Annotated in this window: 31 protein-coding genes; 23 read left to right on the top strand and 8 right to left on the bottom strand. The window is 56.1% G+C overall.

What is annotated here, in order from left to right:
• Positions 1 to 18: 18 nt before the first annotated feature.
• The 10 genes from flaF (at position 19) to IG617_RS12130 (ending at position 6233) form a co-directional block, all read left to right on the top strand.
• Entirely contained in the window at positions 19 to 378 is a 360-nt protein-coding gene (gene flaF, locus IG617_RS12085; RefSeq protein ID WP_192109462.1) for a flagellar biosynthesis regulator FlaF, read from the top strand.
• Positions 375 to 797: a flagellar biosynthesis repressor FlbT gene (gene flbT, locus IG617_RS12090; RefSeq protein ID WP_153772077.1), complete on the top strand. Its 423-nt coding sequence runs from the start codon at positions 375 to 377 to the stop codon at positions 795 to 797. Before flaF ends, flbT begins: the two co-directional genes overlap by 4 nt.
• Before the next feature lie 13 nt (positions 798 to 810).
• The gene (gene flgD / locus IG617_RS12095) at positions 811 to 1209 is read left to right on the top strand and encodes a flagellar hook assembly protein FlgD (protein ID WP_192109463.1); all 399 of its coding nucleotides are present in this window, start codon (positions 811 to 813) and stop codon (positions 1207 to 1209) included.
• A 3-nt stretch (positions 1210 to 1212) separates the two neighbouring features.
• Complete coding sequence (locus IG617_RS12100) at positions 1213 to 1479, top strand: flagellar biosynthetic protein FliQ (RefSeq protein WP_192109464.1); 267 nt, start codon at positions 1213 to 1215, stop codon at positions 1477 to 1479.
• A 90-nt stretch (positions 1480 to 1569) separates the two neighbouring features.
• Positions 1570 to 3660: a flagellar biosynthesis protein FlhA gene (gene flhA, locus IG617_RS12105; RefSeq protein ID WP_192109465.1), complete on the top strand. Its 2091-nt coding sequence runs from the start codon at positions 1570 to 1572 to the stop codon at positions 3658 to 3660.
• Entirely contained in the window at positions 3660 to 4433 is a 774-nt protein-coding gene (gene fliR / locus IG617_RS12110; RefSeq protein ID WP_192109466.1) for a flagellar biosynthesis protein FliR, read from the top strand. The genes flhA and fliR overlap by 1 nt, the downstream gene beginning before the upstream one ends.
• 4 nt (positions 4434 to 4437) lie before the next feature.
• Entirely contained in the window at positions 4438 to 4866 is a 429-nt protein-coding gene (locus tag IG617_RS12115) for a flagellar biosynthesis protein R (protein WP_153772082.1), read from the top strand.
• Positions 4867 to 4946: 80 nt separating this feature from the next.
• Entirely contained in the window at positions 4947 to 5372 is a 426-nt protein-coding gene (locus IG617_RS12120) for a rod-binding protein (RefSeq protein ID WP_192109467.1), read from the top strand.
• A complete protein-coding gene (locus IG617_RS12125) occupies positions 5369 to 5782 on the top strand; it encodes a hypothetical protein (RefSeq protein ID WP_192109468.1) in 414 nt (137 codons plus the stop codon). The genes IG617_RS12120 and IG617_RS12125 overlap by 4 nt, the downstream gene beginning before the upstream one ends.
• On the top strand, positions 5775 to 6233 hold the full coding sequence (locus IG617_RS12130) for a hypothetical protein (protein ID WP_192109469.1): 459 nt from the start codon (positions 5775 to 5777) through the stop codon (positions 6231 to 6233). The genes IG617_RS12125 and IG617_RS12130 overlap by 8 nt, the downstream gene beginning before the upstream one ends.
• A 171-nt stretch (positions 6234 to 6404) precedes the next feature.
• Here the strand turns inward: IG617_RS12130 and IG617_RS12135 are convergent, their stop codons facing one another.
• The 7 genes from IG617_RS12135 to motA form a co-directional block, all read right to left on the bottom strand.
• A complete protein-coding gene (locus IG617_RS12135) occupies positions 6405 to 6854 on the bottom strand; it encodes a hypothetical protein (RefSeq protein WP_192109470.1) in 450 nt (149 codons plus the stop codon).
• A gap of 25 nt (positions 6855 to 6879) precedes the next feature.
• Positions 6880 to 7956, bottom strand: a complete 1077-nt coding sequence (gene flhB, locus IG617_RS12140) for a flagellar biosynthesis protein FlhB (RefSeq protein ID WP_192109471.1) — start codon at positions 7954 to 7956, stop codon at positions 6880 to 6882.
• 38 nt (positions 7957 to 7994) lie between these two features.
• Positions 7995 to 9029 carry a flagellar motor switch protein FliG gene (locus IG617_RS12145; RefSeq protein WP_192109472.1) on the bottom strand — a complete coding sequence of 345 codons (1035 nt, stop codon included), beginning with the start codon at positions 9027 to 9029 and terminating at the stop codon, positions 7995 to 7997.
• 15 nt (positions 9030 to 9044) lie between these two features.
• Positions 9045 to 9320 (bottom strand): flagellar motor switch protein FliN, encoded by a 276-nt coding sequence (fliN, locus tag IG617_RS12150; RefSeq protein ID WP_209004141.1) that lies wholly within the window; start codon positions 9318 to 9320, stop codon positions 9045 to 9047.
• A 131-nt stretch (positions 9321 to 9451) separates the two neighbouring features.
• Complete coding sequence (locus IG617_RS12155) at positions 9452 to 10036, bottom strand: hypothetical protein (RefSeq protein WP_192109474.1); 585 nt, start codon at positions 10034 to 10036, stop codon at positions 9452 to 9454.
• A complete protein-coding gene (locus IG617_RS12160; protein ID WP_192109475.1) occupies positions 10017 to 10970 on the bottom strand; it encodes a flagellar motor switch protein FliM in 954 nt (317 codons plus the stop codon). The genes IG617_RS12155 and IG617_RS12160 overlap by 20 nt, the downstream gene beginning before the upstream one ends.
• Before the next feature lie 4 nt (positions 10971 to 10974).
• The gene (gene motA / locus IG617_RS12165) at positions 10975 to 11877 is read right to left on the bottom strand and encodes a flagellar motor stator protein MotA (protein ID WP_192109476.1); all 903 of its coding nucleotides are present in this window, start codon (positions 11875 to 11877) and stop codon (positions 10975 to 10977) included.
• Positions 11878 to 12048: 171 nt separating this feature from the next.
• Here motA and IG617_RS12170 point away from each other — a divergent pair, with 171 nt between their 5' ends.
• The 6 genes from IG617_RS12170 to bktB all read left to right on the top strand — a co-directional run bounded on the left by IG617_RS12170 (position 12049) and on the right by bktB (position 18235).
• Positions 12049 to 12837 (top strand): DUF1217 domain-containing protein, encoded by a 789-nt coding sequence (locus IG617_RS12170; RefSeq protein ID WP_192109477.1) that lies wholly within the window; start codon positions 12049 to 12051, stop codon positions 12835 to 12837.
• A gap of 3 nt (positions 12838 to 12840) precedes the next feature.
• Complete coding sequence (gene flgF / locus IG617_RS12175) at positions 12841 to 13566, top strand: flagellar basal-body rod protein FlgF (RefSeq protein ID WP_192109478.1); 726 nt, start codon at positions 12841 to 12843, stop codon at positions 13564 to 13566.
• Complete coding sequence (locus IG617_RS12180) at positions 13563 to 14261, top strand: hypothetical protein (protein ID WP_192109479.1); 699 nt, start codon at positions 13563 to 13565, stop codon at positions 14259 to 14261. The genes flgF and IG617_RS12180 overlap by 4 nt, the downstream gene beginning before the upstream one ends.
• Positions 14248 to 15576, top strand: a complete 1329-nt coding sequence (locus IG617_RS12185; protein WP_192109480.1) for a FliI/YscN family ATPase — start codon at positions 14248 to 14250, stop codon at positions 15574 to 15576. Before IG617_RS12180 ends, IG617_RS12185 begins: the two co-directional genes overlap by 14 nt.
• Positions 15577 to 15930: 354 nt before the next feature.
• Entirely contained in the window at positions 15931 to 16722 is a 792-nt protein-coding gene (locus tag IG617_RS12190) for a winged helix-turn-helix domain-containing protein (protein ID WP_192109481.1), read from the top strand.
• 325 nt (positions 16723 to 17047) lie between these two features.
• Positions 17048 to 18235 (top strand): beta-ketothiolase BktB, encoded by a 1188-nt coding sequence (bktB, locus tag IG617_RS12195; RefSeq protein WP_192109482.1) that lies wholly within the window; start codon positions 17048 to 17050, stop codon positions 18233 to 18235.
• Positions 18236 to 18254: 19 nt separating this feature from the next.
• On the opposite strand, the gene IG617_RS12200 is transcribed toward bktB, so the two are convergent.
• Positions 18255 to 19169, bottom strand: a complete 915-nt coding sequence (locus IG617_RS12200) for a LysR family transcriptional regulator (RefSeq protein ID WP_192109483.1) — start codon at positions 19167 to 19169, stop codon at positions 18255 to 18257.
• Between the two features lie 168 nt (positions 19170 to 19337).
• Here IG617_RS12200 and IG617_RS12205 point away from each other — a divergent pair, with 168 nt between their 5' ends.
• The 7 genes from IG617_RS12205 (at position 19338) to IG617_RS12235 (ending at position 26336) form a co-directional block, all read left to right on the top strand.
• The gene (locus IG617_RS12205; protein ID WP_192109484.1) at positions 19338 to 20531 is read left to right on the top strand and encodes an aminotransferase; all 1194 of its coding nucleotides are present in this window, start codon (positions 19338 to 19340) and stop codon (positions 20529 to 20531) included.
• A gap of 10 nt (positions 20532 to 20541) precedes the next feature.
• Entirely contained in the window at positions 20542 to 21603 is a 1062-nt protein-coding gene (gene speB / locus IG617_RS12210) for an agmatinase (RefSeq protein WP_192109485.1), read from the top strand.
• A 91-nt stretch (positions 21604 to 21694) separates the two neighbouring features.
• Positions 21695 to 22783 (top strand): ABC transporter substrate-binding protein, encoded by a 1089-nt coding sequence (locus IG617_RS12215; RefSeq protein ID WP_192109486.1) that lies wholly within the window; start codon positions 21695 to 21697, stop codon positions 22781 to 22783.
• Between the two features lie 69 nt (positions 22784 to 22852).
• Positions 22853 to 23893 (top strand): ABC transporter ATP-binding protein, encoded by a 1041-nt coding sequence (locus IG617_RS12220; RefSeq protein ID WP_192109487.1) that lies wholly within the window; start codon positions 22853 to 22855, stop codon positions 23891 to 23893.
• Between the two features lie 3 nt (positions 23894 to 23896).
• On the top strand, positions 23897 to 24751 hold the full coding sequence (locus tag IG617_RS12225) for an ABC transporter permease (protein ID WP_192109488.1): 855 nt from the start codon (positions 23897 to 23899) through the stop codon (positions 24749 to 24751).
• Positions 24748 to 25554: an ABC transporter permease gene (locus tag IG617_RS12230; protein ID WP_192109489.1), complete on the top strand. Its 807-nt coding sequence runs from the start codon at positions 24748 to 24750 to the stop codon at positions 25552 to 25554. The genes IG617_RS12225 and IG617_RS12230 overlap by 4 nt, the downstream gene beginning before the upstream one ends.
• Positions 25551 to 26336 carry a carbon-nitrogen hydrolase family protein gene (locus IG617_RS12235; RefSeq protein WP_192109490.1) on the top strand — a complete coding sequence of 262 codons (786 nt, stop codon included), beginning with the start codon at positions 25551 to 25553 and terminating at the stop codon, positions 26334 to 26336. The genes IG617_RS12230 and IG617_RS12235 overlap by 4 nt, the downstream gene beginning before the upstream one ends.
• The last annotated feature ends 3 nt before the right edge of the window (positions 26337 to 26339 follow it).

Here is a 26339-nt window from a genome sequence, read left to right on the forward strand (position 1 = left end):
GAAACCAAGAGAGGCCCCATGTACAATCTGTCCTATGCCGAGACGATGGATGAGATCTGCTCAGACGACCGAATGAACGAGGCCGAGGCGATGGATATCGTGATCGGCATGCTGGAAGTCGCACGCGAAAAGGGAACTCAGTCTCGTGAGGCAGTAGAGGCGATCTTCAACACCCGCCGTCTTTGGACGTACTTCATGGAAAGCTTGAGCGATGATGCGAACGCACTGCCGACGGCCTTGCGAGCGGATCTTATTTCGGTCGGGATCTGGGTGCTGAAGGAAATCGAGAAGATCCGGAAAAACGAGGTGAAGACCTTCGACGGACTTATCCAGATCAACTCAATCATCCGAGACAGCCTTCAAGGAGCTTCCTCATGAAGATCGGCCTGAAGGCAGGAGAAAGGCTCTTTCTCAATGGCGCGGTAATCCGCGTCGAACGCAAGACACAGCTTGAGCTCATGAACGATGCGGTCTTTTTGCTCGAAGGGCACATCCTGCAACAGGATGAAGCAACGACCCCATTGCGCCAGATCTATTTCATTCTCCAGTCCATGGTGATGGATCCGACTTCGGCGCCGATGATGAGAGACCTCTTTGAAATGGTGCTTCTGTCTGTCCGTCGCGGGTTTTCCGACGAGGATGTTCTCGACGGCCTGGATGAAGTTGCCGCACTTGCCGGTGATGGTCGCTGGTTCGACGCGATGAAGCTCGTGAGAAATCTCTATCCGATCGAAGACGATCTGATGTCCCCCACACACAACAGAAAAGTTGCCGCAAGCATCCTGGCAGCGGTTTGAGAAGGATGAAGTCATGAGTGTTGATGCTGTAAGTGCGACCACGACGAGTTCAACGTCTGCAGCAAGTTCTGCGCAGGAACAGCTGACTGTCGACTATGAGGCCTTTTTGCAGTTGATGATGGCGCAGATGCAAAACCAGGATCCTACTGATCCGGTGGATTCTTCCGAGCAGCTGGCCCAGCTGGCGAGCTTCTCGCAGGTTGAGCAGGCCATCGAGACAAATTCGAAGCTGGAAACCCTGCTGGCCAACATGTCCTTTGGCCAAGTTGATGATCTGCTTGGGCGTACTGTCACCGATGCGAATGGTACGACGGGAACGGTCGAGTCGGTCGAGATCTATGATGATGGTACGGTGCTCGGTCTCGATACGGGCGAGGGCATTCTTCTTGGCAGCGGCGTGAAGATTTCCTGAGCCATGAATGAAGTCGATGCACTTGATATGGTCAGGGCGGCGATCTGGACGATTATCGTCGGCTCCGCCCCGGCCATTGTCCCTGCGATGGTGGTCGGGATCGGCATTGCGCTGCTTCAGGCCCTGACGCAGGTTCAGGAAATCACCTTGACCTTCATTCCCAAGATCCTGGCGATCCTGGTGATGATTATTGTTGCCGGGCCGTTCATTGGCGGTCAGTTGCACTATCTGACCGTGCTTGTCTACGGCCGGATCGAGAATGGTTTTTAGAGCAGTTTTCTGCACGGAGCGCCGCTCTCCATGCTCGCGCAAGCTTCGGCTTGCATCCTCTCGAAAGTCCCAGGCTCACCGAGAGAATAGATGTCCGACACCGCCCTGTCTTCGCCCGTCTCCGCCGCACCAGAAAATCGAAACGATGTCGGCTTCGCAATCGGAATCGTCATGATCCTGGCGGTTCTGTTTCTGCCAATCCCGACGTTTCTGATTGATGTAGGTTTGGCCTTTTCCATCGCGCTCTCAGTGCTGATCCTGATGGTGGCACTCTGGATCGGCAAACCGCTCGAGTTTTCTTCCTTTCCGACTGTGCTCTTGATCGCGACGATGCTGCGGCTGTCTCTGAATATCGCAACCACCCGCGTCATCCTGGCCGATGGTCATGAAGGCCTGGATGCTGCCGGATACGTGATCAATGGCTTTTCACAGTTCGTGATGAGCGGAGACTTTGTGATCGGGCTGATCGTGTTTGCGATCCTGATTACCGTCAACTTCCTGGTGATCACAAAGGGCGCGACGCGTATCGCCGAGGTTGGGGCACGCTTCACACTCGACTCCATCCCGGGCAAGCAGATGGCCATTGACGCGGATTTGTCGGCTGGCCTCATCAATGACAAGGAAGCCCAGCGTCGGCGCAGCGAGCTTGAAGAAGAAAGCTCTTTCTTCGGTGCGATGGATGGTGCGTCCAAGTTCGTTCGCGGCGACGCGATCGCAGGTCTGATCATCACCGCCGTCAATATCCTCGGCGGAATGATTATTGGCGTGACGCGCTATGACATGAGCCCAGGCGATGCCGCCGACGTCTTTACCAAACTCTCGGTTGGCGACGGTCTGGTCTCCCAAATTCCTGCACTCGTCGTCTCACTTGCTGCAGGTCTGCTGGTGTCGAAGGGCGGCACACGCGGAACGACGGACAAAGCCGTTCTGGGGCAATTGGGCGGCTATCCTCGCGCGCTCTTCGTGGCGGGTATTTTGATGGCGATCTTTGCCATAATGCCCGGCCTGCCGTTCTTGCCCTTTGCCATGCTCGCAGCTGTGATGGGCTTCACGGGGTATGCAATCCCCAAACGCCTGGCAGCCCGCAAGCTCGCCGAAGAAGAAAAAGCGGCGGCTGCTGCCGCGGTCAAGAAAGAAGAGTCGCGGGAATCGGTCAAGGAGTCTCTCAAAACCGCAGAGATCGAGCTTTGCCTTGGCAAACAGGTTGCCGGCCAGTTGCTCGCAAAGCATGGCGAGCTGTCGCGGCGCGTCGGAAAGATGCGGAGAAAGTTTGCCGAGCAATACGGATTTGTCGTTCCCGATATTCGGGTGACCGACAGTTTGACGCTTGATCCCAAGAGCTACCAGATCAAGATCCATGGCACCGTGGTCGTCATGCAGCAGCTGAAGGTGGGGGAGCTTCTCGTCATCTCGTCCAATGACGATAAGCTCCCTGTTCCTGGTGATCCGACGCGGGAACCGGCGTTTGGCATGCCTGCTTTCTGGGTGCCAGCAGCCTACCGTGAAGAACTCGTCAGGGGCGGTTTGACGCCGGCGGAAAACAACACGGTTATTCTGACCCACCTCAGCGAAGTCATTCGGAATAACCTGCCGCAGTTGCTCTCCTACAAGGACATGCGCAACCTGTTCGACCGACTGGATCCCGAATATCGCAAGCTGCTTGATGATATCTGCCCTGCACATACGTCCTATTCAGGTCTGCAGGCGGTTCTCAAGTTGCTGTTGGCCGAAAGGGTCTCGATCCGCAACCTTCATCTGATCCTTGAAGCCGTTGCAGAAATTGTACCGCACGTCAGAAGATCCGAGCAGGTCGTCGAGCATGTTCGCATGCGCGTTGCTCAGCAGATATGCGGGGACCTTGCCGAGGGCGGTCCGCTGAACATCCTCCGGCTCGGCAACCGCTGGGATCTGGTGTTCCATCAGAGCCTGAAGCGAGATGCCAAGGGTGAGGTCACCGAGTTCGATATCGAGCCTCAGCTTGTAGAAGAATTTGGTTCTCAGATGTCTGAGGCCGTCAAGAAGCACATGAATGAGGGCAAGCGTTTTGCCGTTGTCGCTGCGCCAGATGCGCGTCCCTATGTGCGGATGATTGTGGAGCGCATGTTCCCGACGCTTCCGGTTCTTTCCCATCTGGAGATTGCTCGAGGCGTTGATGTTCATGCTCTCGGCAGCGTTTCCTGATGCTGGCCGGAGCGCTGCTCAGCAGCTTCGGGACCACGGTTTTGCTGGCGACGTTCCTGCTCTTCTGCAGGATCGGGGCATGTCTGATGATCATTCCGGGGTTCTCGAGCGACAGGGTCGCGATGCGGATCCGGCTGTTCATCGCCTTGTCCGTCACGCTTGCGCTCGCACCCATGTTGCTGCCGACCATGCAGGCAGCTTTGCCTGACCAGTCCCTGGTCACGGTTGGCGGACTGATTGTCAGCGAGCTGTTCACGGGCTTTCTGATCGGGTTTCTCGGGCGCATTTTCTTCGTTGCCTTGGAGACGCTGGCGACCCTGGTCTCCATGGCAATCGGGCTGTCCAACATGCCGGGAATGTCGATCGAAGGCAACGAGGCCCTGCCGCCGTTGGCCAGTCTGATGACCCTGACTGCCACGGCGATGATCTTCATTACCAATCAGCACTGGGAGGTGCTTAAGGGACTCGCTGCCTCTTATGATACGTTGCCACCTGGTGGTGAGATTGATGTCATCTCTGGTCTCGAGCGTTTCACCGATCAGCTTTCTTCCACTTTTGTGCTGGCCCTGCGCATCTGCAGTCCCTTCGTCGTCTACACGATTGTCGTCAATCTCGCGATCGGGATGGTCAACAAGCTCACACCTCAGATCCCCGTCTACTTCATCTCCATGCCCTTCGTCATTGCGGGTGGCATGTATCTCCTCTTCCTAGTCTCGGCTGAAGCAATCACGCTTTTCCTGGACGGTTATTTTACCTGGCTACAACTGGGCTGACCTGATGAAAAAAAACACGCACGAAATTGCTCGGATGCTGAAACTGCAGCAACAGCTATGCCTTTTGTCTTCCTGGCTGCTTCAAAAACTGGATGCACAAGCAGAAGAACTGGTTGAGCGCGAAGAAAGGGTTCTGGACGCCCTCGCGAAAGGCGATCTGGCGCAGCAAGAGCGGTTTATTCGGAACGCCGCGCAGCGGCTGAAAACGATCGCCGAGGAGCAGGGAGAATTGACCGTCGCGCGTGCGAAGGTCGAGTGCGAGTACACGCGCCAGCGCATGATGCTGCAGGTCATTGAACAACGCCTGGCGCGTATGCGTGCGTCCGATCGACGGGTTGAGGAAGATAACCGCCTCTCCGAGCTTCTGTCGCAGCAGCTCGGCCGGCGAACACAAGCTTCCCGCAAGTTGCGAGGCATAGATTTCACAGGCTAGCGAGCGTTCGTGGGGTCGAATTTTCGGCTCTGGTGTAACTCGCTCAGGTTCCTTCAAACATGCAGTTGGAGTTTTCTCTAATGGCTATCTCTCCACCCTCAGACCTCATACTCGAGGTGTCCCGGGCAGCAGATCCCCTTGAGCTCAGGGAGGCCACGACAAAGCTCAGCCGTTTGTCTCGATCATCGGGGGCAGGCGAACTATCCTTCGCCGAGGCGATGGGGCCAGGTCAATTCCCCAGTTTTGCATCAACATCGTCGACACGAGATACCTCCAGCGTCGTCCGATCTGCATCCCAGTCGCCGGCCGAGAAATTCGAGGCCCTGGTTCTGCACCAGTTTGTGGAAACGATGCTGCCGGATGACGCCGGGCAGGTCTTTGGTGAAGGCGCGACCGGCGAGATCTGGAAATCGATGCTTGCGGAACAAGTTGGCAATCAGATCGCCGCCAGTGGCGGTGTCGGTATTGCAGATCTTCTCAGCACTACACTCAAGGACAACGCATGACGTCTGATCAAGCCCTGGAGCCTGCCGCTCCTCCCACCGCTGCTGTTTTGCCACAGGCTGCATTCGCTGCACTTACAACAGCTATCAAGCGTTCGATTTCGGCTGTTCGGGCAGAAACCCTGGCGCTTCGAAATGGCGAAAACAGAAGCTTGAAGACCTTCGAACATCGCAAAAGCCAGGCGTTGCTGGATCTTGCTCGTGCCCGGGCGTCTCTGCCGCCGGTGTTGCATGATCAGGAGGTGACAGATCTCTTGCAAGAACTGAAACATGATCTGTCTGAAAACATGGAGCTCCTGTCTCATCATATGAAGGCGATGAAGGAGATCACCGAGCTTCTGGCAAAGTCCATGCTCGAGGCGGATTCCGACGGAACCTACAGCCGGTTATCTCCAGGTGTTGCGCATGATTAAGATGCTTGTTGTCGGCCTCTGGATGCCAATTGCCGCATTGGGGTCGAGCTATGCCACCGTCTACTGGATGAACGACAAGATGGCCGCTTCTGACGGGGAGACGGCCGGCCTTGGTGGTCTGGATTACGAGACAATACGCCCTGTCAATGTGCCGATCCTGTCTGACGGAGCATTGCAGGGTTATGTGGTTGCCAAGCTCGTCTTTACGGCTGACGCTGATGCGTTGAGGGAGCTTCCAGTGCCACCGCACCCGTTTCTCATCGATGAAGCCTTCCGCCGGATCTACGCGGACGAGGCACTGGATTTCAAAAGGCTCGAGCGCTACGACCTGGATGCGCTGACAAGCCATCTCAAAGGTGCTGCGAACCAGAGGATTGGATCCGATGTGGTTCAGGACGTGCTGGTGGAAGAGTTCAACTATTTCGACAAGGATGTCGTTATCACGCACTGATCCCATTCAGTGGATCTACGAGTTAGATTCTTATCCCTTTTGGCCGCGGAGGTATCGCATCCTTCCGCGGTCTTCTTTTGTTCAGTTTGTCTGATTTGCTCTCAACATATGGACGTGCTGGCCAGATAGGCTGAATTGCCAAGGCGCATTCCGCACCCACCTAAAGGGATTTCAGAGCCGGGAGTCTTGAAGAGCGGTCAGCAGGCGTTGCGTGTTGTCTTCTTCTTCATCATCGGCGTTTGAGCCGGTGAACTCGATATACGCCACATTCAGGGCGTTATCCGGGGAGCTCAAAATGAGGGTCAAGTAGACCCATACACCCATATTGAAGAACTCGAGGTCGAGGCCGATGGTGGGTGTCGTATCCCAATCAAGTTCGACGTTCGCACCCATGCCGTAGCGTAGGGTGCCTTCCTTGAAGAACAACTCCGCAGAGGACTTGATCAGGTCGGAGATATTGGCGTGTTTTTCGGTTCGGACGTAGGCAACAAGATCGATCACGTCCACCAGCTTCATTTCAGCTGTGAACGGCGCAAGCGCAACGGCAATCGCCTCTTTCCGGATGCGATCAGCGCTCTCCGAATTTAGCGGCTCACCGCGATCTTCTGATGATCCCTGCATACTTTCACTCTCGTGATACGCCAAGTTATACAACAGCGTCGACCCGGCGTGAGTACACGTAGCAGATGATTTCTGCAACCACCCTATAAAACTGAGCTGGAATCATGCGATCTATTTCAGCACTAGCAAAAAGCGACCTTGCAAGCTCACGATCTTCAATCACAGGTATCTCATTTTCCTCTGCGATTTGCCGGATCTTGAGCGCGATCAGGTCCTGTCCTTTCGCAACCACGACAGGCGCGGCCATGGAGTCGCTGTCATATCGCAGCGCGACGGCAAAATGCGTTGGGTTGGCGACGACCAATGTTGCCTTGGGAACGGCGGACATCATGCGGTTACGAGCTCGATCCCTGGCGAGAGATCTCTGACGCGCCTTGACGATCGGGTCGCCCTCGGCCTGTTTGTGCTCGTCTTTGATGTCCTGCTTGCTCATGCGCAGGTTCTTGCGCCAATGGCTTCGTGACCAGGCGATGTCCACTGCCACAAGCACGATTGTCACGATGCAAACGCCAGAGACGAGTTTCATCGAGATCTGCAAGATCAGCTCCGGGAGCGTGCTGGGATCGCTGAACATGGCGCTCACCAGACCTGTTTGGCTTGCCTGGAATTGCAGAAACGCAACCGCGCTGACGGTCGAGAACTTGAAGACCGCTTTGAGGAATTCGACGAATCCCTGCGCACCGAATATACGGTTCCAGCCCTTGATCGGGGAGAGCCGCGATCCATCAGGCTTGATCCGGTGCAGCACCAGCCGGGGTTTGTTCTGCATGAACGCAGAGGTGAGGCCCGCAAGCGCGATGATTGTGACAATGGGCGCAAGGAAACGCCCGATCTCCAACGAGATCGCGTGGGACAAGAGAAGTGCATCAGCGCCATTTCCTAGTTTGTAACCTCCGGCCTTGTCGATCATCTGCATCAGTTGGGCCGCGAGGCTCGAGACGCTGGAGGAAAGGACAAAGCTTCCTATAAGCAAGACTGCCAGGAAAGATGCGAAGACCGGGGCTTCTTTAGAAGTTGGTGTGTTGCCCTTCTCGATCGCGTCCTGGATTTTTTTCTCGGTTGGCTCCTCTGTTTTTGAGTCTTTATCCTGATCGTCTGACATATATTTATCCGGCTAATAGGTCGGCCGCGATGGCCGACCTAGTTGAAGAATGCGCCTTCGTCCTGCTTCGGATTGAGCTCAACCTCGCCGCGGCTCGCCATTTCGAGCGCCAGGTTGGTGATCGCGCTGCGCGCTTCCAGCACATCTCTCTGTGCCGCTGGTTCGCCGCCGGCAAGTTCATGCTCGGCAATGCGGCGTGCACGTGAGGTCAGCGAAGATAGAATGACCTCACGGAAATTCGCGTCGGTACCCTTGAGTGCCATGACAATCCGGTCCGTCGGAATCTGATCGAAGATCGCCATCCGTGTGCGTGCATTGAGATTGACGATGTCGTCGAAGGTGAAGAGGAGGCCTTTCAACAATTCGGCGGTCTTCGGTCGAACGTCATTGAGGTTCTCGAGTGCATCCTCCATGTGATCGCGGTCCATCTTGTTGAGGATGTCCGCCATTCTCGCGTAGGAATCTGCCTCGAGCGTGCCCGAGAGATTGAGCATGAAGTCTTCATGCATGGTTTTCTCGATTTCCCGCATGATCTCCGGCACGACGGCCTTGATCGACAGCATGCGGCGCACCAGCTCATTTCTGAGTTGAGGGTTGATCTGACCGAGAACCTTTGCCGCAGCGCTGGGTTTGATCTTGGTCAGGATCAGAGCAGCGGTTTGCGGATGTTCCTTTAGAAGGTAGTTCGCAAACACGGTTTCCGACACGGTGGCCAACCGATCCCAGATCGATCGATTGGAGTTGCCCAGAACGTCGGACATGATGTCGGCGAGCTGCTCTTCCGGCAGAACGCCCTCGAGCATTTTCTCGACTTCTCCAGCGGAACCATAAAGGTTCGCGCCATCAGAGAACTGCTTGATGAATTCATCAGCAAGCTTGTCGATTTCCGCCGACGGCACGCTGCCGAGCTGCGCTGCCGTCACGGTGATCAGGCGGATTTCCTCCTGATCGAAGTGTTGCAGCAACTTCGCAGAGTTCGTCTTGCCGAGTGACAGCAGCAGTGCTGCGACCTTCTCCACCCCGTTGAGAGGTTTTGCCGGCAGGTTCGTCGTCATTTGTACGGTCGCATTCATGTCGGGGGATTACCCTCAAGCTTCCAAAGCCCCGGTCTGGGCGCTGATGATTTCGGTCAGGGAAACGCCAAAGCGCGAGTTGTCATCTTCAACAACCACGACTTCACCGCGGGCAATCACGCGGCCATTGACCACAATGTCGATGGGCTCGCCAACGCGGTGGTTCAGCGGAATAACAGCGCCGCGACCAAGCTTGAGCAGGTTGGAGACCAGCATCGTTGCTGAACCGAGAACGACCTGAATGTTGACCGGAATGCCGAGGATCGTATCCAGATTGCGGTCGTCACCCATAAGGTCTGCGCCATGATCCTTGTCGCCGTTGTCAGGGCTCTCGACCTTGGCGAATGTCGCAGCGCTGGCCGGGTTGACCTTTGGTTCGGCATCCTGAGGTACGTGGTCGATAATTGTGTCGTCGTTGTTCATCACAGTTCATCCTTCTGATGCATGGAAATCGAGCGAAAGGGACTGCCCAAGGTGTTGTCGATACGGTGGACGCGCGTGGGCGTGGGCCCAGGCTGTTCCGAGGAAGTCGTTTCGACGGGCCGGTCTTTGAGAAACCTGTTTTTGCGACTGCTGCCAGGGCTGTCTTCAAGGACTTCGACTGGAGCGGATGGCGCCTGGAACAGGTCGAGGTCGTCATGGAGTGACGGATCAAGTCGCGCAGCTTTTTCCCGAAGAGCTGTTTCTTTGGAGAGCTCCTTCAGTTCGGATTTCAACACCGATTGCTGACGCTTTGCTTCTCGCGTCAAACCGTCAATCTCGGCGATGAGCTCACGCGCATCATCCATGCGAGAGCCGAGCGCGTTGAGAACTTGGGCACCGCGCACATTGAGTTCCTGAATTGACACTTCAATCCCGTCGAGCGCCAACGCGGTCTGATCAAAAATGCGCTGGTACTCGTTGTGATAGGAACCAAGCCGTTTCAGCTCGCGATACATGTGAACCATCTTGAAGGTGGTTACGGCGAGGGCGAGTAGCAGAACGCCGTCAACTAGAGCGGAGATCATCGATCAGATCCTTTTCTTCATGGATCAGGTCTTCGATCTGCAGCGTGTAAGACCCGTTGAGTTGGCCCAGCTGACAGTTGAAAACCGGTTGCTGATTGCAGGAGAGCGTCACAGGACTATGGGCAGTGGCCTGAAGCTCGATCGTTTGACCGACCCGGAGACTGCTGATGTCGCCAAGGCTCATTTCCCGTTCTTCCAGAATTGCCTCGAGCTTCACCTCGGTGCGCTGAATTTCATTATGGAAGTGCTGCGTCCACTGCTTGTCGCGGGTCGACATTTCGCCAGCGAGAACTTGCGAAAGGCGTTGGCGCAGCGGATTCAATGTTGCATGCGGCATGACGACGAAGACTTCACCGCCCCGGCCGATGGCCTGCAGCAAAAGCCGTGCGACCACCGCAGGATTGTTTCTGCGTCCGACGACTGCGAAGTCCATGCGGCTTTCGATCCGTTCGAGCTTCAGTTTGGTCTTGGCGATCGGCTCGAAGGAATCTTCAAGGGCCTTGGCGGCAACCTCGAAGACTGTCCGGGCGATCCTCGTTTCAATATTTGAAAAGGATCGTTCTTCATCAATCGGCGGCTCGGTGCCGTCCGCGCCAAATAGGACATCGACCATGGTGAAAATGAAATCGCGGTCGAAGCCAACCAGGACGCGGGCATCCCATTCGGGTGAATAGAGCACTGCGACCAAAGCGTTGGATTCAAACTCGTCCAGGACGTCGCCGATCCGGTCGTTCTCAACACAGCTGACCGACACGTAGGACGGAGAAGCCGACTTTTGACGCATTGCATCTGCGAGGACGCGAGCCATGCGGTCAAAGACAACCGGAAGCATCGGCAGGCGGTCGACGGAAATACCAGCGGCATCTAGCAGCCGGTCGGTGATCATTGCCCGTTCGGAGCCAGGGGCGGGGGCGGTCGTTGCGGCGTCCATCATCAGGTTACGCAGCTCCCTTCTGACGCATTTCCGAAACGTTGTCCGCAGCCGGTGCGCTTGTGTTCATTGTCTCGCTTTCGACTTCGTCAATTGTGGGCCGGTCGTATTCCGAGATGGTCTTGCGACCATGCTCCAGTGCGATCTGCGGAGCGGCGCCGTTGATAAACGCCAGCAGTGTTTGCTTGACCACGATGTAGGGGCGCAGGCGGGCCTCCCGCACAGCCTTGATTTTGGCCGCGACCGGTCCGACCAGCGCATAGGAGAGGAAAATGCCCAGGAAGGTTCCAACCAGGGCGGCCCCGATCAGAGAGCCAAGCAGCTGAGGCGACTGATCTATCGCGCCCATCGCCTTGATGACGCCGAGTACGGCGGCAACGATGCCGATCGCGGGAAGCGCCTCAGCCATGGACGAAAGGGCGTGATAGGGCTTCATCTGGTCCCGGTGGATCGTGTGAAGCTCTTCATCAACGAGTGCCTCAATCTCGTGGGCACGAGCGTTGCCCACAATGATCAGGCGGAAATAGTCGCAGACGAATGTCGTCAGTTTCTGATTGCCCAGGACTGCAGGAAAGTTCTGGAAGATCGATGAGTTCTGAGGATCCTCGATATGAGGCTCGATCTCATTGCGGCCCTTGGCGCGCAGCTCCCGCATCAATCCATAAAGCAGTGCGAGGACGTCGAGGTAGTCACGCTTGCGGGGCACTGCATTTCGGAGTGCATCGCTACTTGCAGTCAGCGTGTCGACGATGGCCTTGAGAGGGTTGGCGACAACGAAGGTGCCAATGGCGACGCCAACAATGATCACAACTTCCCAAGGCTGCCATAGAACGGAAACCTTGCCGCCGAGTGCGGCAAACCCGCCGAGAAGAGAAACGCCTGCGATAATCAGGCCGAGAACGATAGTCACCTGGCAGCCCCCATTTGGTGCGTGTCTGAATTCGATGAGGTGAAGCTAGGTGGCGAGACTTGCCTGAAGCTTTCTTGTCGACGCGAGGGGCAGATCGAGGTGGGTCAGCCTGACACAAGCTCAATGAGCAAAAGTTTGGTCAATTCCGTCCCGGCATGAAGAAGATGACCGATGATCAGTACATTGCTTCAGTATCAGCTCGTCTCGAGCAATATCGACCGTTCCCTAGAGATCGTTGCACAGGAACCAACTGTGGAACGGGAGACGGCTTACTATCTAGAGAACATCGAGAACATCGATTCCATCGATGATTTTCTTGAAGATGATCGTATCTTCGCGTTCGCCATGAAAGCTCATGGTCTCGAAGAGATGACCTACGCAAAGGCTTTCATGCGCAAGGTGCTCGAGGAAGGGGTGGATGAAAACACCGCCTTTGCCAATCAGTTGGCGGATGATCGATACGTCAATTTTGCAGAGACCTTCAATTTTGCCAGATACGGCGATACCGCGACCGTGTTTTCCAAGGCACAGGAAGGCACGGTGGAGAATTACGCCCGCCAGACCTTGGAAGAGAATGAGGGCGAGTCGAACGCAGGCGTGCGTTTGGCGCTCTATTTCAGTCGAAAGGCTGCAGATATCAGCACCGCTTATGACGTCCTCGCGGACCAGGCGCTCGCAGAGACGGTCTACACGGCTCTCGGTTTGCCGGACGAATTCGCAATGTCGGACATTGACAAGCAGGCTGAATATATCTCCGAAAAGATTGATTTCGAGCAGCTCGGGGATCCTGAGTATGTAGATGAATTGCTGCAGCGCTTTTCCGCGCTTTATGATCTTGAGAACGGCACCAATCTGGACACTGTTCCCAACCTGCAGATCTCAAACGGTACACCGACGACCATCAGCATTGGCGAAAGCCTGTTGGCGAGCATTCAAAGCCTGAAACTTGGAGGATCCTGATCCATGCAGTCCGCCCTTTATGTCGCTTTGTCTGCCCAGGTTGCCCTGTCAAACCGTCTCGAGACGGTTTCTCGCAACATCTCCAATATGAATACATCCGGGTATCGTGCCGATGAGATCAAATTTTCCGAGCTGGTTTCCAAGGCCGGGCAAGACAAGGTTGCATATGCCTCGACCGGCGAGATGTTCATCTCACGCCAGTCTGGCGGTCTGACGAAGACGGACAATCCGCTCGACGTTGCCATCGAGGGAGAGGCCTGGTTCGCGATCCGCACACCTGAGGGTGTTGCGTATACGAGGGACGGGCGCATGGAGATGGATGCCAATGGCGCGCTGAAAACCGTCAACGGCTATGACGTTCTGGATGCGGGAGGATTGCCAATTCTACTCGACCCGGAAGGGGGAGCTCCCCACATCGATCAAACTGGTGAGATCCTCCAGGGTGACGGCGGTGCCGGTGCGATTGGCCTGTTCCTGATTGATGATGATGCGCAGCTGACGAGGACCGACAATTCTGGCGTCGTGCCAGACAAGCCGGCCAGACCGGTTCAGGATTTCACGACGAATGGCATTCGCCAGGGCTATGTGGAAGGCGCCAACATCAATCCCATTCGTGAGATGACGAAACTGATCATGATCACGCGGGCCTTCGAGAGCGCGACCAGCATGATCGATGCGAGCAATCAAACCCAGGAAACCGCCATCCGTGAACTTGGAGAAACCTCATGAGTTTGGTTCAGGGGGTTGCCCTCACTGAGCCGGGGGCAGCTGCGCGCGTTCCCGTGCCGGCCTCTCGGCCCGCGAATGAGGTTCGTGAGGGCGGTGGAAGTGAACGCCCACTCGGGTTTTCGGATTTGCTCGATATTCTCAACCCTTTGCAGCATATCCCGGGCGTGTCCGAGATCTATCGTTCGGTCACGGGCGATCAAATGTCTGAGGGCGCCAGATTTGCAGGCAACGCTTTGTATGGGCTTGCTTTGGGCGGGCCGCTTGGTCTTGCGGGGATGACGGCCTATTCGATGGTTGGTCAAGCGGCTGACACGCATTTTTCTGCCGACCCTGCGTTGCAGGAAGCTGGAGATATACTGCGCCCTAGCCAGACGATGGCGTCCAACACGGATACACCTCCGCCGCCGGTTCCACCCAAGAAGCCAGAGAACAGCAGTTCGAGTGTTCTTGGCGCAGAAGTCGGAGCGGCAACGGCGAGCGCGCAAGCCGGCCCGCTGGATCTGACAAGGCTCTCGGCGACTTTGATCTCAACTGAGAGCGAAGGGGACGTTGCGCCCCTTGCGAAGAGAGAGAAGATGCCAACCGGAGAGCAGCTTGAGGCGATCGCCGCCCATTCGTCCAATCGATTGCCGATAGACGTGTTGAAAGCGCTTCAGGAACGCCACGAAACCCTGGTGGCACATGAACAGTCTTGATCGGCTTTCTCTTTCCATTGCTGCTGCTGAAACGGAGATCGGACCAGTGCGGATCGGCGGGCGGGTGACACACGTCTCTGCAGATTCGCTCCGTGTGAAAGGTCTCTCCAAGTCGGTCTGCCTCGGGGATCTCGTGGTTTTCGAGGGACGTGACGTCTGCCGAAAGGGTGAGATCATCCTTCTTGATGAGCAGGATGTCGTCGTTAAGCCCTTTGATCGTTCAAATGATATCGGCATCGGATGCCGGGCCTACCGGATGGGCGGTCTGGCCATTCATCCTCATGAGGGTTGGCGTGGCCGGGTGGTAAATGCGCTGGGCAAAGCCGTGGATGACAAGGGCGCGCTTGCCTATGGTCCCGAAGCTTGGCTGCTTGATCGTGAGCCGCCAGCTCCGATGGAGCGAGGAAGGATCGAAAAGCCGGTGCGAACTGGCATTCGCGTCCTCGATCTTTTCACCCCGATGTGTGTGGGCCAGAGAATTGGTATTTTCGCTGGGTCGGGCGTAGGCAAATCGACGATGCTGGGAATGCTCGCAGGGTTTGGCGAGTTTGACACGGTGGTTGTCGGGCTCGTCGGCGAGCGCGGCCGCGAAGTTCGTGAATTCATAGATGATGTGCTCGGCGATGCCCTGGACCGCTCCGTCGTGGTTGCGGCCACGGGTGATGAAAGTGCCATGATGCGGCGCCTTGCGCCCAAAACGGCCATGAGTGTTGCCGAATATTATCGATCGCTGGGGCAGTCAGTTCTTTTGATCGTCGACAGCGCGACGCGCTTCGCGCATGCCGCCCGGGATGTGGCCATGGCTGCGGGCGAGCCGCCAGTTGCGCGTGGGTTTACGCCGAGTGTCTTTTCTGATCTTGCCAAGCTTTTGGAACGGGCGGGCCCCGGGGCGGAGGGGAGCGGCAGTATCACCGCAATTGTCTCCGTCCTGGTGGACGGCGATGATCACAATGATCCGGTCTCCGACGCGATCCGTGGATTGCTGGATGGACATATCGTTCTGGATCGCGCAATTTCCGACGCGGGGCGCTATCCGCCGGTCGATGTCTTGAAGTCGACTTCGCGGCTTGCTCAACGCGCATGGACTGGCGAGCAGCGTGAGTTGATCCACAGGTTGAAGGGCATGATTTCCGAGTATGAGGAAACACGCGATCTGCGGCTGCTTGGTGGTTACCAACCTGGGCTGAATGCCGGTCTGGACAGAGCATGTGATCTTGTTCCCAAGATCTACGAAGCGTTGCGTCAGTCGCCAGAACAGGTTGAGGATGGCGATCCGTTTAATGACCTGGCGCAAGCATTGTCCATGCCCGGATAGCGCTTTACGAAAGAAATCGTGCTGGGACACAGAGCCAATCCGCCAAGCGGGTTGGCTGCTCTGCGTGCGAAGATATTCAGAAAATTCGAATTGTCATATTGCGTGAGCGTCAGTATGATGTATGTAGTTGTTCAGGTTCTGATAATACTTGTGAAATGATTTCAAATTTTAGATTTATTTGTTTCACAATATATCGAAAATAAACCTGTTGATTTTATGCGTATCTGACTTTTTGTGTAAATCGTTTGTATTCCTTGAGTATAGGTAACTGTTTCTGACCTGTTTCCAAATGTTGACGATCGTAATTCTGCCTACTAGTGGTAATTACATCGGGAAAATTCTGGAGTGGGCACCGTGTTTGTTTTAGTTGATGAACGGGAAATAGTTACGTCAGGATACGCCTCTGCGTTTGAGCGAGAAGGTTTTGCAACGCTTGAACTTCACGCAGAGGAATTGGGTGATTGGTTAGCGGTCGCGCCTGACAGCGATCTGGAAGCCGTTGAAGGTTTTCTGATCGGCGCTGGAGAGACGCGGACAACCTTTCCTGGCCTCATTCGCAACAGATGCGCGGATACGCCGATCATTGTGCTGGAAGATAAGCCCAGCCTTGACACAACACTTGATTTTTTCACAGCTGGTGTCGACGACGTTCTCCGTAAGCCGGTGCACGTCAAGGAAATTCTGGCTCGTGTCGGCGCAATTCGTAGACGTACACTCGCTGAAGACGAAAAGGTCGAAAGCGGGCCGATACAGGTCTTCTTCGATGGCCGTGATCCGATCGTTGGCGGTGAAGATATGATGCTGCCTCGCAGGGAGCGCAGGATTCTGGAATACCTCGTTCGAAACACCGGACGCCGGGTGACCAAGAGCCAGCTTTTCAACGCGGTCTACGGCGTCATGAATGAGGAAGTCGACGAATGCGTCGTTGAGAGCCATATCTCAAAGCTTCGCAAGAAGCTGAGAATTCGTCTCGGCTACGATCCGGTCGAATCCACGCGCTACATCGGTTACATGCTCAAGGCTGGACAGCCAGCTCAAAGTGCTCCGAAGCTAGCGGACGGCAAGAAGGTCGCGCCTGTCGCATGGGCACCCATCAAAGAGATGAAGACGTCTTCAAACAAGAAGCTGGAACTCGTAAACAGCTGACTATCCGGTTTGCTGCTTTGGCAGCTTAAAGCGGTTTCTCTTGATATTATGGCCCTGTTGGATCATGTCTGGCTGACTTCTCCCTAGCCGCGTCGATCTACGTGTGGAATTGCCGATCTTAGGTCGAGATTCTCGCGCCAATTGGTGCGTCCCTATTTCTCGCAGGTGCGCCGATTTTTCTGAGTTCTTCAACTTTGGTCTAGATGGCGCAGCGTCAGGTCTGGAATGATCGGGCGTATTTTGCGAAATTACCTCATACCCTTGATTTATAGATCGAGGAGTTTGCTCGTTCTGAGTAAGCTGGCTTCCATATGAGGATTTTCACATGACGAGAAAAGTCGTGATCGCATCCGGCGTTCGCACTGCAATTGGTGATTTCGGCGGTTCTCTGGCAGGTGTGTCGCCTTGCGAATTAGGCGCCGCTGTCGCACGTGAGGCCATAATCAGGGCTGGTTGCGAGGGCGCGGATGTCCAGCAATCCGTTTTTGGAAATGTAATCCATACAGCGCCCGAAGATATGTACCTCAGCCGCGTCGTTGCGATACGAGCCGGTGTTCCTGAGACATCACCAGCCTTGACCTTGAATCGTCTGTGTGGATCAGGTCTGCAAGCGGTTGTTTCAGCCGCAGAGCAGGTCTCGCTCGGAAATTCAGAGATTGTATTGGCGGGCGGAGCCGAAAACATGAGCCGCTCCGGACAATTGGTCACCGCGAGCCGGTTCGGACAAAAAATGGGAGACGTGACCGCCGTCGACATGATGATCGGCGCGCTGAACGACCCTTTCGGCAATGGCCATATGGGCATCACCGCGGAAAATATTGCAGCACGCGACGAGATTGACCGGGCTGCTCAAGACACTTTCGCGGTGGAGTCCCACCGACGCGCCGCAGCAGCGATTGCGCAAGGCCATTTCAAGGATCAGATCCTACCGACTACCGTCCGCAAAGGTCGCTCCGAGGTCGTGTTCGATACAGACGAACATGTGCGCGAGGGCGTCTCTCTCGAAGACATGGCCAAGCTTCGCCCGGCCTTCCGTAAGGATGGCACAGTGACCGCAGGCAACGCGAGCGGTATCAACGATGGTGCTGCTGCAGTGGTTCTCATGGATGAAGAGATCGCACAGGGCCGAGGCGTTGAGCCGTTGGCGCGGATTGTTTCTTATGGACTTGGCGGAGTGGCGCCTGAAGTCATGGGGTTGGGGCCGATTCCTGCGACACGGCAGGCGCTGAAACGCGCTGGTTTAGCGGTGGGTGATCTCGACGTCATTGAGTCCAATGAGGCTTTTGCAGCGCAAGCATGTGCAGTTTCCAAGGAGCTGGGGCTCCCTGCGGAGAGGGTAAATCCGAATGGCGGAGCTGTTGCGCTGGGTCATCCGGTTGGTGCGTCCGGGGCCGTCATCCTCGTGAAGCTTGCCTATGAATTGCGTCGCACGGGAGGCCGGTATGGGCTGGCTACCATGTGTATCGGCGGTGGTCAGGGCATTGCGGTGATCATCGAGCGCATGGAGGCTTGAGCTGTAAAGAGGCGCGACCTCAGTAGGCCACTTTTTCATGCAAGAACCAGGTTTTTTCGACGCTCTCCAGAAAGGTTGAGACGACCTGCGTTCTTCGAGCGTCTTTGGCCGACATGAGAATGAAGCGGCAGGCGTAGCCGAAATGATCTGGCACAAGGTGCCTTAGCTTGCCTGTCGCGCACCATTTTGCGGCGTAGTGGTGCGGCAGAAATCCAAGGTATGAGCCTGACCTAATGAGAAGCAGTTGGGGCTCAATCTGGAAGACGGTCGCTTCAATTCGTCCCGGCCCGTGTTGCTGTTTGTCTTCCTTGCGCCAATAACCTCGCTGAACAAAAGGCATGGCGCGGATTGTATCGCTAGTGATCTGGTCATCCGGTACCTGGAAAAGAGGATGGCTTTGCCCGCAGTAGAGGCCGTGGGCTTCTTCATGCAGGGGCATTTCCTCGACGCCTTCGACGGCCGTGATCGAGACCCCGATCCCGCAATGATAGGTGCCGTCCAGAATTTTTTGCTGCAGATCTTGTGGGCGTTCCTGAGCAATCAGGATTTTGACTTCTGGCGCGAGGCTTTTGAACAACGCCAAGGCTTCCGGCAACCTGTTTCCCGGATCTTCTGCAACGGCATCAAGAATGCCAAGCCGGAGTTCACCGGCAAGTTTTCCCCGAAGAGCGCCAACATCTGCGGAAAAGTCCAGAAGGGAAGATTCCAGGCGGCATGCCGCTTCGTGAACCCGTTGTCCCTGCTCCGTCAGGCGAAAGCCGCGTCGCCCCCTCTGGCAAAGGGTCACTCCCAGCCGCTGCTCAAGTGCGGTCATGTGATTACTGATGGTGGACTGGCTGAGGTTCAATTCAGCTTCAGCCGCTGAAAAACTACCATTTCGAACGACTGCATCAAACACCTGCAAGAGTCGAAGGTCGCTGCCAGAAGGGCGCATGTACAAGCCTTTCACATGGATAATTCCAAATGTTATGTTTGAAAGAACGTTATTTTTCAAGCTAAGAGAATTAGGCCTTATGGCGTGTAAATGCGCATGCCTAGAGATTGAACGCCGGCAAGCGCGGTGCGCCGCCAGTTCCTGAACCGAGAAGACGTCCAGAGCCGAATGAACAGCCTCAATACCAATCTTCTGGATACAGCCACGCCTCCCATTCCGGAGGCGCAAGCCTGGCTCGATGGTTATGATGGTCGCTTGGGTCCGGTCGTCAGCTTGAGCCAGGCTGTACCGGGCGATGCACCTCCCCAAGCGTTTCTGGACCGTATTTCGGACGCCGCGCGGACACCTGACGCGACGCGCTATGGTGATATCTTCGGCGATATGGCTCTGCGGTCGGCTTATGCGAGCGATATTTCGTCAACTTACGGCGCTGACTTGAGGCCCGGAAATACGGCAATTACCGCGGGCTGTAATCAGGCTTTCTTTGTCACAATGATGGCGCTGGCAAAAAGCGGCGAGGCGATCCTGCTCCCTGCGCCGTGGTACTTCAATCACAAGATGACCCTAGACATGTTGGGCATCGAGGCACGGCCGTTGCCTCTGTCCCATGAGGCCGGTTTCGTGCCTGATCCTGCGGTGGCCGCCGATCTCATCGATGAAAAGGTCAGGGCAATTGTGCTCGTGACACCCAATAATCCAACCGGCGCAATGTATCCGGCAGGTGTTATCGACGCCTTTCACAAACTCTGTGCCGACAAAGGCATCTGGCTGGTGGTGGATGAGACCTACCGCGATTTCATTTCGAAGAAGATGCCGCCGCACCGGCTTTTCTCCTCCCCGAATTGGCAGGAAACGGTCATCAGCCTGTACAGTTTCTCCAAAGCCTACGCGATCCCAGGGCATAGGCTTGGGGCGATCGTCGCAGATGGTGAGGTCATCAGTCAGATCGGCAAGATCCTGGACTGCGTACAGATCTGTCCGGCGCGTGCGGCCCAGATGGCCTTGCCCTGGGCGATCGACAATCTGCGGCAGTGGCGGTCTGCAGCCCTGGAGACAATCATGCAGCGCATCGCGGCGTTTGCGGAGACGATGAGCCGAGCAGATGGCTGGGAGATCGATCAGATCGGCGCATATTTTGCCTATGTTCGACATCCCTTTGAAGGCGTTGCATCGACGCAAGTTGCCGAAGCGCTCGCGCGCCAATGTGGGGTTCTGGCGCTGCCGGGCAGCTACTTCGGACCCGGGCAGGAACGGCACCTGCGGGTCGCCTTTGCCAATGTCGGTGTCGAGGCAATTGCTGATCTCGGACAACGTTTTGACGCACTGACCGCGACAGCTCCTTTTGCAAAAGCACACGCGTAGAGGAAAGAGAATGGACAAGCCTAAACTGGATGCCCTGCGCGAGAAATTCGGCGGCCAGAACGAAACTGCGATCTATGATCCGTCCTTTCAAAAGGTCGTCTCGAAGCTATTCGACGAGAAGGGGACGCGGGTCGCGCCTTATGCAGGCATTCCGACATTCTTGGATGTCCCTTATCGACCCATGGACTGGTCCGAGCCGGATTTCACTGATCTCGACGTGGCCTTGATCGGTGCGCCGATGGATCTCGGGATCACCAACCGAAACGGATGCCGATTTGGACCACGTGCGCTGCGCACCATCGAGCGGGTCGGGCCCTACAACCATGTTCTGGACTGCATGCCGGCCCAGGACCTGAGGGTTGCCGATGTGGGCGACGTGCCTTTCCGTAGCCGGTTCAGCCTCGATCAGTCGCATGAAGATATTGAGGCGACGGTGGCGAAAATCGTCGCCGCAGGTGTTGTTCCTTTGTCGATTGGGGGCGACCATTCGATAACCCTCCCGATCCTGCGCGCGGTTGGTCAAAATCAGCCCGTCGGCATGATCCATATCGATGCGCATTGCGACACAGCAGGACCTTTCGATGGCAGCCGTTTTCATCATGGCGGTCCTTTCCGCCAAGCCGTGCTTGATGGCGTGCTTGATCCGGAACGAACCATTCAGATCGGCATCCGAGGATCTTCTGAGTATCTTTGGGAGTTCTCGAAGGCATCGGGCATGGATGTCATTCACGCGGAAAAGATATCGGAACTTGGATGCGCTCGAATTGCCGAGATGGCTCGCGCCAAGGTTGGCGATGGCCCAGTCTATCTCTCCTTTGACATAGACAGTCTGGACCCTGCCTATGCGCCTGGAACGGGAACGCCTGAAATCGGCGGCCTGACGACACGCGAAGCCCAGGAAATCCTCCGGGCACTCAAGGGCGTCAATCTGGTTGGCGGCGATGTCGTAGAAGTCGCGCCACAATACGACAGCACCACAAATACCGCGCATGCGGGTGCTCAAATGCTGTTCGAAATCCTGTCACTTATGGTTTTCAGCCCAAGGCTACAGCCTGAGGCCGGAGGAAACTGATCGGCAGATCTGTTCGACAAGAAACGGACGCCGAATTTTATAATGGCCGGCAGCAATTGGGATCGCCCGCCATGACAAAAGGGGAACTGACATGACTAAAGACAATCGCTCGACATTCTCTCGGCGGTCCTTTCTGGCCGCTTCGACTGCTGGTGTTTCGATGCTCGCGATGCCGTCCGTATTGCGAGCCCAGGATCGTTCGATCAAGGTTGGTGTCTACGGCGGCTACTTCAAGGACAGCTTTGACAAGCACATCTTCCCGAAGTTCACCGAGGAAACCGGTATTGCGGTTGAATCCGTTGCTGAGCCCACCGGCGAAGCCTGGCTTGTTCAGCTGGAGCAGGCTGCTCGTGCCGGTGCCGCTCCTGCCGATCTTTCCATGATGTCTCAGGTTGCAATGCTCAAAGGCCAGTCAACCGAGCTCTGGGCGCCGATTGACATGTCCAAGATCACCAATGCCGGTGATGTGCTGCCTCAGTTCCTCAACAAATATCCGGACGGCCGGGTGGCCGGTGTTGGTGCTGTTGCCTGGTACATCAACCTTGTCTCCAATACGGAAGCCTATCCAGAAGCGCCAGAGAGCTGGGCGTTAATGTGGGACCCCGCCAATGAAGGCAAACTCGGCCTTCTCGCGTTGGTGTCCAACTCCTTCCTGCTTGAAGTTACGGCCAAGACCTTCTTTGGTGGCACCGGCATCCTCGATACCGAGGAAGGCATCCTGAAGGTCATGGACAAGCTCGCCGAACTGAAGCCGAACGTTCAGCTTTGGTATCGCGACGAAGCCCAATTCGAGCAGGCGCTGAAATCAGGTGAGATCCCAATGGGCCAGTACTATCATGACGTCACCGGGCTGGCTGCAGCCGACGGCTTCCCGGTACGCTCCACCTTCCCGAAAGAAGGCGGCATTCTCGACAGCGGATGTTGGGCCCTGTCACGGGCGTCCGACAAGGTCGACGAGGCACATGTCTTCATTGACTTCATGACACGCCCAGAAATGCAGTCGCTGATGTCGCTCAAGGTTGGTACCGCACCGACACTTAAGCGGGACGTCCTTGCGCTGACTGATGAGGAATTTGCGTCCGTCTCATCGTCGATCGATCCGATTGTTCCGCGCTACGATCTTTATACGTCCAAGGCCGATTGGCTGAACCAGAAGTGGACTGAGCTGATCGTCGGCTAATGTGAAAATCGATCCGGCCGCGGTCACGCGGCCGGATCTGTCTCTGCCTTGAAAGTTTGGAAATCTCACATGGCCGGTCTCGCCCTTACCGATGTCAGCAAGCGTTTCGGATCGGTGTCTGCGGTCGATGGTGTGTCCCTGACCGTGCCCGAGGGGACCTTCGTATGTTTGCTTGGCCCCTCTGGATGCGGCAAGACGACCTTGATGCGGATGATCGCCGGTCTTGAAGATCCAACTTCGGGCGAGATCGCTCTGAACGGTGAGCGTCTCAATGACATACCTGCGCACAAGCGCGATTTGGGCATGGTGTTTCAGTCCCTTGCCCTGTTTCCTCATCTTTCGGTCGGCGAGAATATCGCCTACCCATTGGCGATCCGTGGGCGCAGCAAGGTCGACATTGGCGCTCGGGTGAATGAGCTGCTGGACATGGTTCAGCTACCGGGTGTTGCGGATCGTTCGATCACACAGCTGTCCGGTGGTCAGCGCCAAAGAGTGGCGATCGCCCGTGCTCTGGCTGTTTCACCCAGGCTTTTCCTTCTGGATGAACCACTCTCTGCGCTTGATGCAAAGCTGCGCGAGGCGATGCAGGTTGAACTGCGCCAGCTGCAGCAGAGGCTTGGAATTACCACCATTGTGGTAACCCATGATCAGCGCGAAGCGATGAGCATGTCGGATGAGATTGTCGTCATGTCTGCGGGGCGAATCCAGCAGATGGCACCGCCGATCGACATGTACCGGAAGCCTGCAAACCCCTTCGTTGCCGACTTCCTGGGACAGGCCAACCTATTGATGTTGCGCGGCGTCCATGGCGGTGCAGAATGCTCTGCAGGATTGATCTCTGACCTGGATCTGCCAGCGGGCGAAACACGCCAGATTTCGGTTCGACCGGAGGATGTCGCTGTTGCTCCGGGAGATGCCGGCCCCATCAAGGCAAAGGTCAGCTTTGTGCGGGAAATGGGGGCGACCATCGAGATCCACCTAACGGCTGGATCAGAACGGATCATTGCGGCCACGAGTCCGAAAGCGCACCCTGACTGCCGGATTGGCGATGAGGTCTCGGTGACTATTCCCGCAGAGGCCTGTGTCGTCTTTGACAAACAGGAGGCTTAGGCGATGCGCCGCACAGCCCCGCAAAATCCGACTGACTATTTACCGATTACCTTTCCCACATTGATGCTTGGGGTCTTTTTCGTCATTCCCTTCGGCCTGATGGTGATGGTTTCCTTCTTCAAGCGGGTTCAAGGTGGCTTCTACGAACCGTCGTTCACGCTTGCCAACTACGCACGTTTTCTCTCGCCGTTCTTTGCCGAGATGCTCGTCTTTTCTCTCGGCCTTGCTGCTCTTGTGTCGATTTGCTGCCTTTGCCTCGGCGTGCCCTTCACTTACCGCCTGACGCGCCTGTCCCGGCGCGCCCAGGTGCTTTGGCTGATTGGCCTCCTTGGCGTTTTGTCTCTTTCAGAGGTGATCATTGGATTTGCCTGGTCGACCTTGCTCAGTCGCACGGCCGGCCTTTCCAATCTGTTTGTCTGGCTTGGTCTGATGGACAAGCCCGTGGCTTGGACGCCAAGCTTCGCGGCGGTTTTGACCGGTCTCGTCTATCAGGCATTTCCTTATACGGTCCTGGTGCTTTACCCGGCTTTTTCTCGCCTTGACCCGTCTCTCATGGAGGCGGCCCGAACCCTGGGCGCATCGCCTGTTCGCGGATTTTTAAACGTGGTGCTGCCGGCCATGCGTAAGACCCTGCTGGCGACCTTCATCATCGTTTTCATATTTGCCCTTGGCGCCTATCTCTTGCCGCAGATCCTTGGAAGACCGCAGCACTGGACGTTGTCTGTTCTGGTGACTGACCAGGCTATCTACCAATCGAACATGCCATTTGCTGCGGCCATGGCCGTGTTCCTCGTGTTCGCAAGTCTTGTGCTCGTGGCGATCTCAGGTCAGATCAATCGCAGGGGAGGCGGGTCATGAGCCTCACTTGGCTATCGCGGATCTTCTTTGCCTGTCTGGCCATATTCCTCACGCTGCCGATCGCGGTGATTGGTGGCGTGGCCTTCAATGAAAAGAAGACACTTTCCTTCCCCCCACAGGGATTTTCGCTCGACTGGTATTGGCAGGTGTTTGCCGATGAAGGCTGGCGTTCTGCGCTGTTCCATTCAGTCGCTGTTGCGCTGATCGCCGCCTCGATCAGTGTCGCAATTGCCTTGCCTCTGGCCTGGTTCTTGTGGCGCAGGGTGGCTCCATGGGCGCGGATCGTAGAGGTCCTCGGGTTTGCTCCTTTTATTCTCCCGCCAGTGATCACGGCGCTCGGAGCGCTCAGTTTCTGGGCCACGACCGGTTATTATGGCCAGCCCTGGACCGTTGTGATCAGCCACGGCATTTTCTTCGTCAGCTTGCCCCTCGTTACGATTACGCTCGGCTTTGCGACAGTCGACCGCGAAATCATCGAAGCGGGTATGACGATGGGAGCCGATGACCGGACGCTTGCCCGGACGATCATTTTTCCGATGATCCGGCCCTACGTCATTTCTGGCTTTGCGTTTGCCTTTGTTCTTTCCCTGAACGAATACATCGTCGCCTATATGACCGTAGGCTTCACCCTCGAGACGATCCCGATCAAGATCTTCAACGCGTTGCGTTATGGCTATACGCCGACGATGGCGGCCGTTTCGCTTTTCTTTGTTTTGGTTGCTGTCTGTGTTTTTGGTTTCGTAGCGCGCTTTGGAGATTTACCCAAATTGCTCGGCGCCTGGAGCGAAGGCGACAAGACATGAAGATCGCCGTTTGCCAGATGGACGCAGCGATCAGCGACCAGGAAGAGCGGCTTTCCGAGATCGAACGGTCTGCCAGTGAAGCGGCCACCGAAGGCGCGCGCATTCTTGTCTTTCCCGAACTTGCTGTTACCGGCTATGGCGCGGGTGAGGTGATTGCTTCATCGGCTGAGAGCTTAAAGGACAGTCCGGTGCTCGCGCGGTTGAGCGATCTCGTAAAGAATCTTGGGCTGGCAATGGTTGTTGGCGTCGCGCTCAAGCAGGCCGATCACGTTTTCAATGCGGTAGTCTTCTTGAGGCCGGATGGATCAAGAACAGCTTATTCAAAGGTTCAACTCTACGGCGCTTATGAGAAGGGTTTGTTCCAGCCGGGCGACGCGCCCTCTTTGATTGTTGAATTCGAGGGGCTGAAGCTGGGTTTTCTTGTCTGTTTTGATGTTGAGTTCCCGGAGCGTACCCGCGATCTGGCGATGAGGGGTGCCGATCTTGTTTTGGTGCCGACGGCACTCCCAAAGAGCTCAGCAGGGGCTTTCATCGCAGGCTCTGTTGTGCCCGTGAGGGCATTTGAAAGTCAGATTTTCATTGCATATGCGAACCATTGCGGCGCTGATCAGAACTTTGCCTACCAGGGCAGCTCTTGCGTTGCCGCGCCCGATGGAACGCTGCTTGCCAGTGCAGGAAGGCACGCAGAGCTTATCTTCGCGGACATTGAGCCCTTGGCCTACGAGCACAGCCGGGAACAGAACCCGTATCTTGATGAGCTGGTCATTTTAGACCCAGCCTGACCC

This window comes from Roseibium polysiphoniae (assembly GCF_014842925.1).
In the GTDB taxonomy this organism is placed as follows: domain Bacteria; phylum Pseudomonadota; class Alphaproteobacteria; order Rhizobiales; family Stappiaceae; genus Roseibium; species Roseibium polysiphoniae.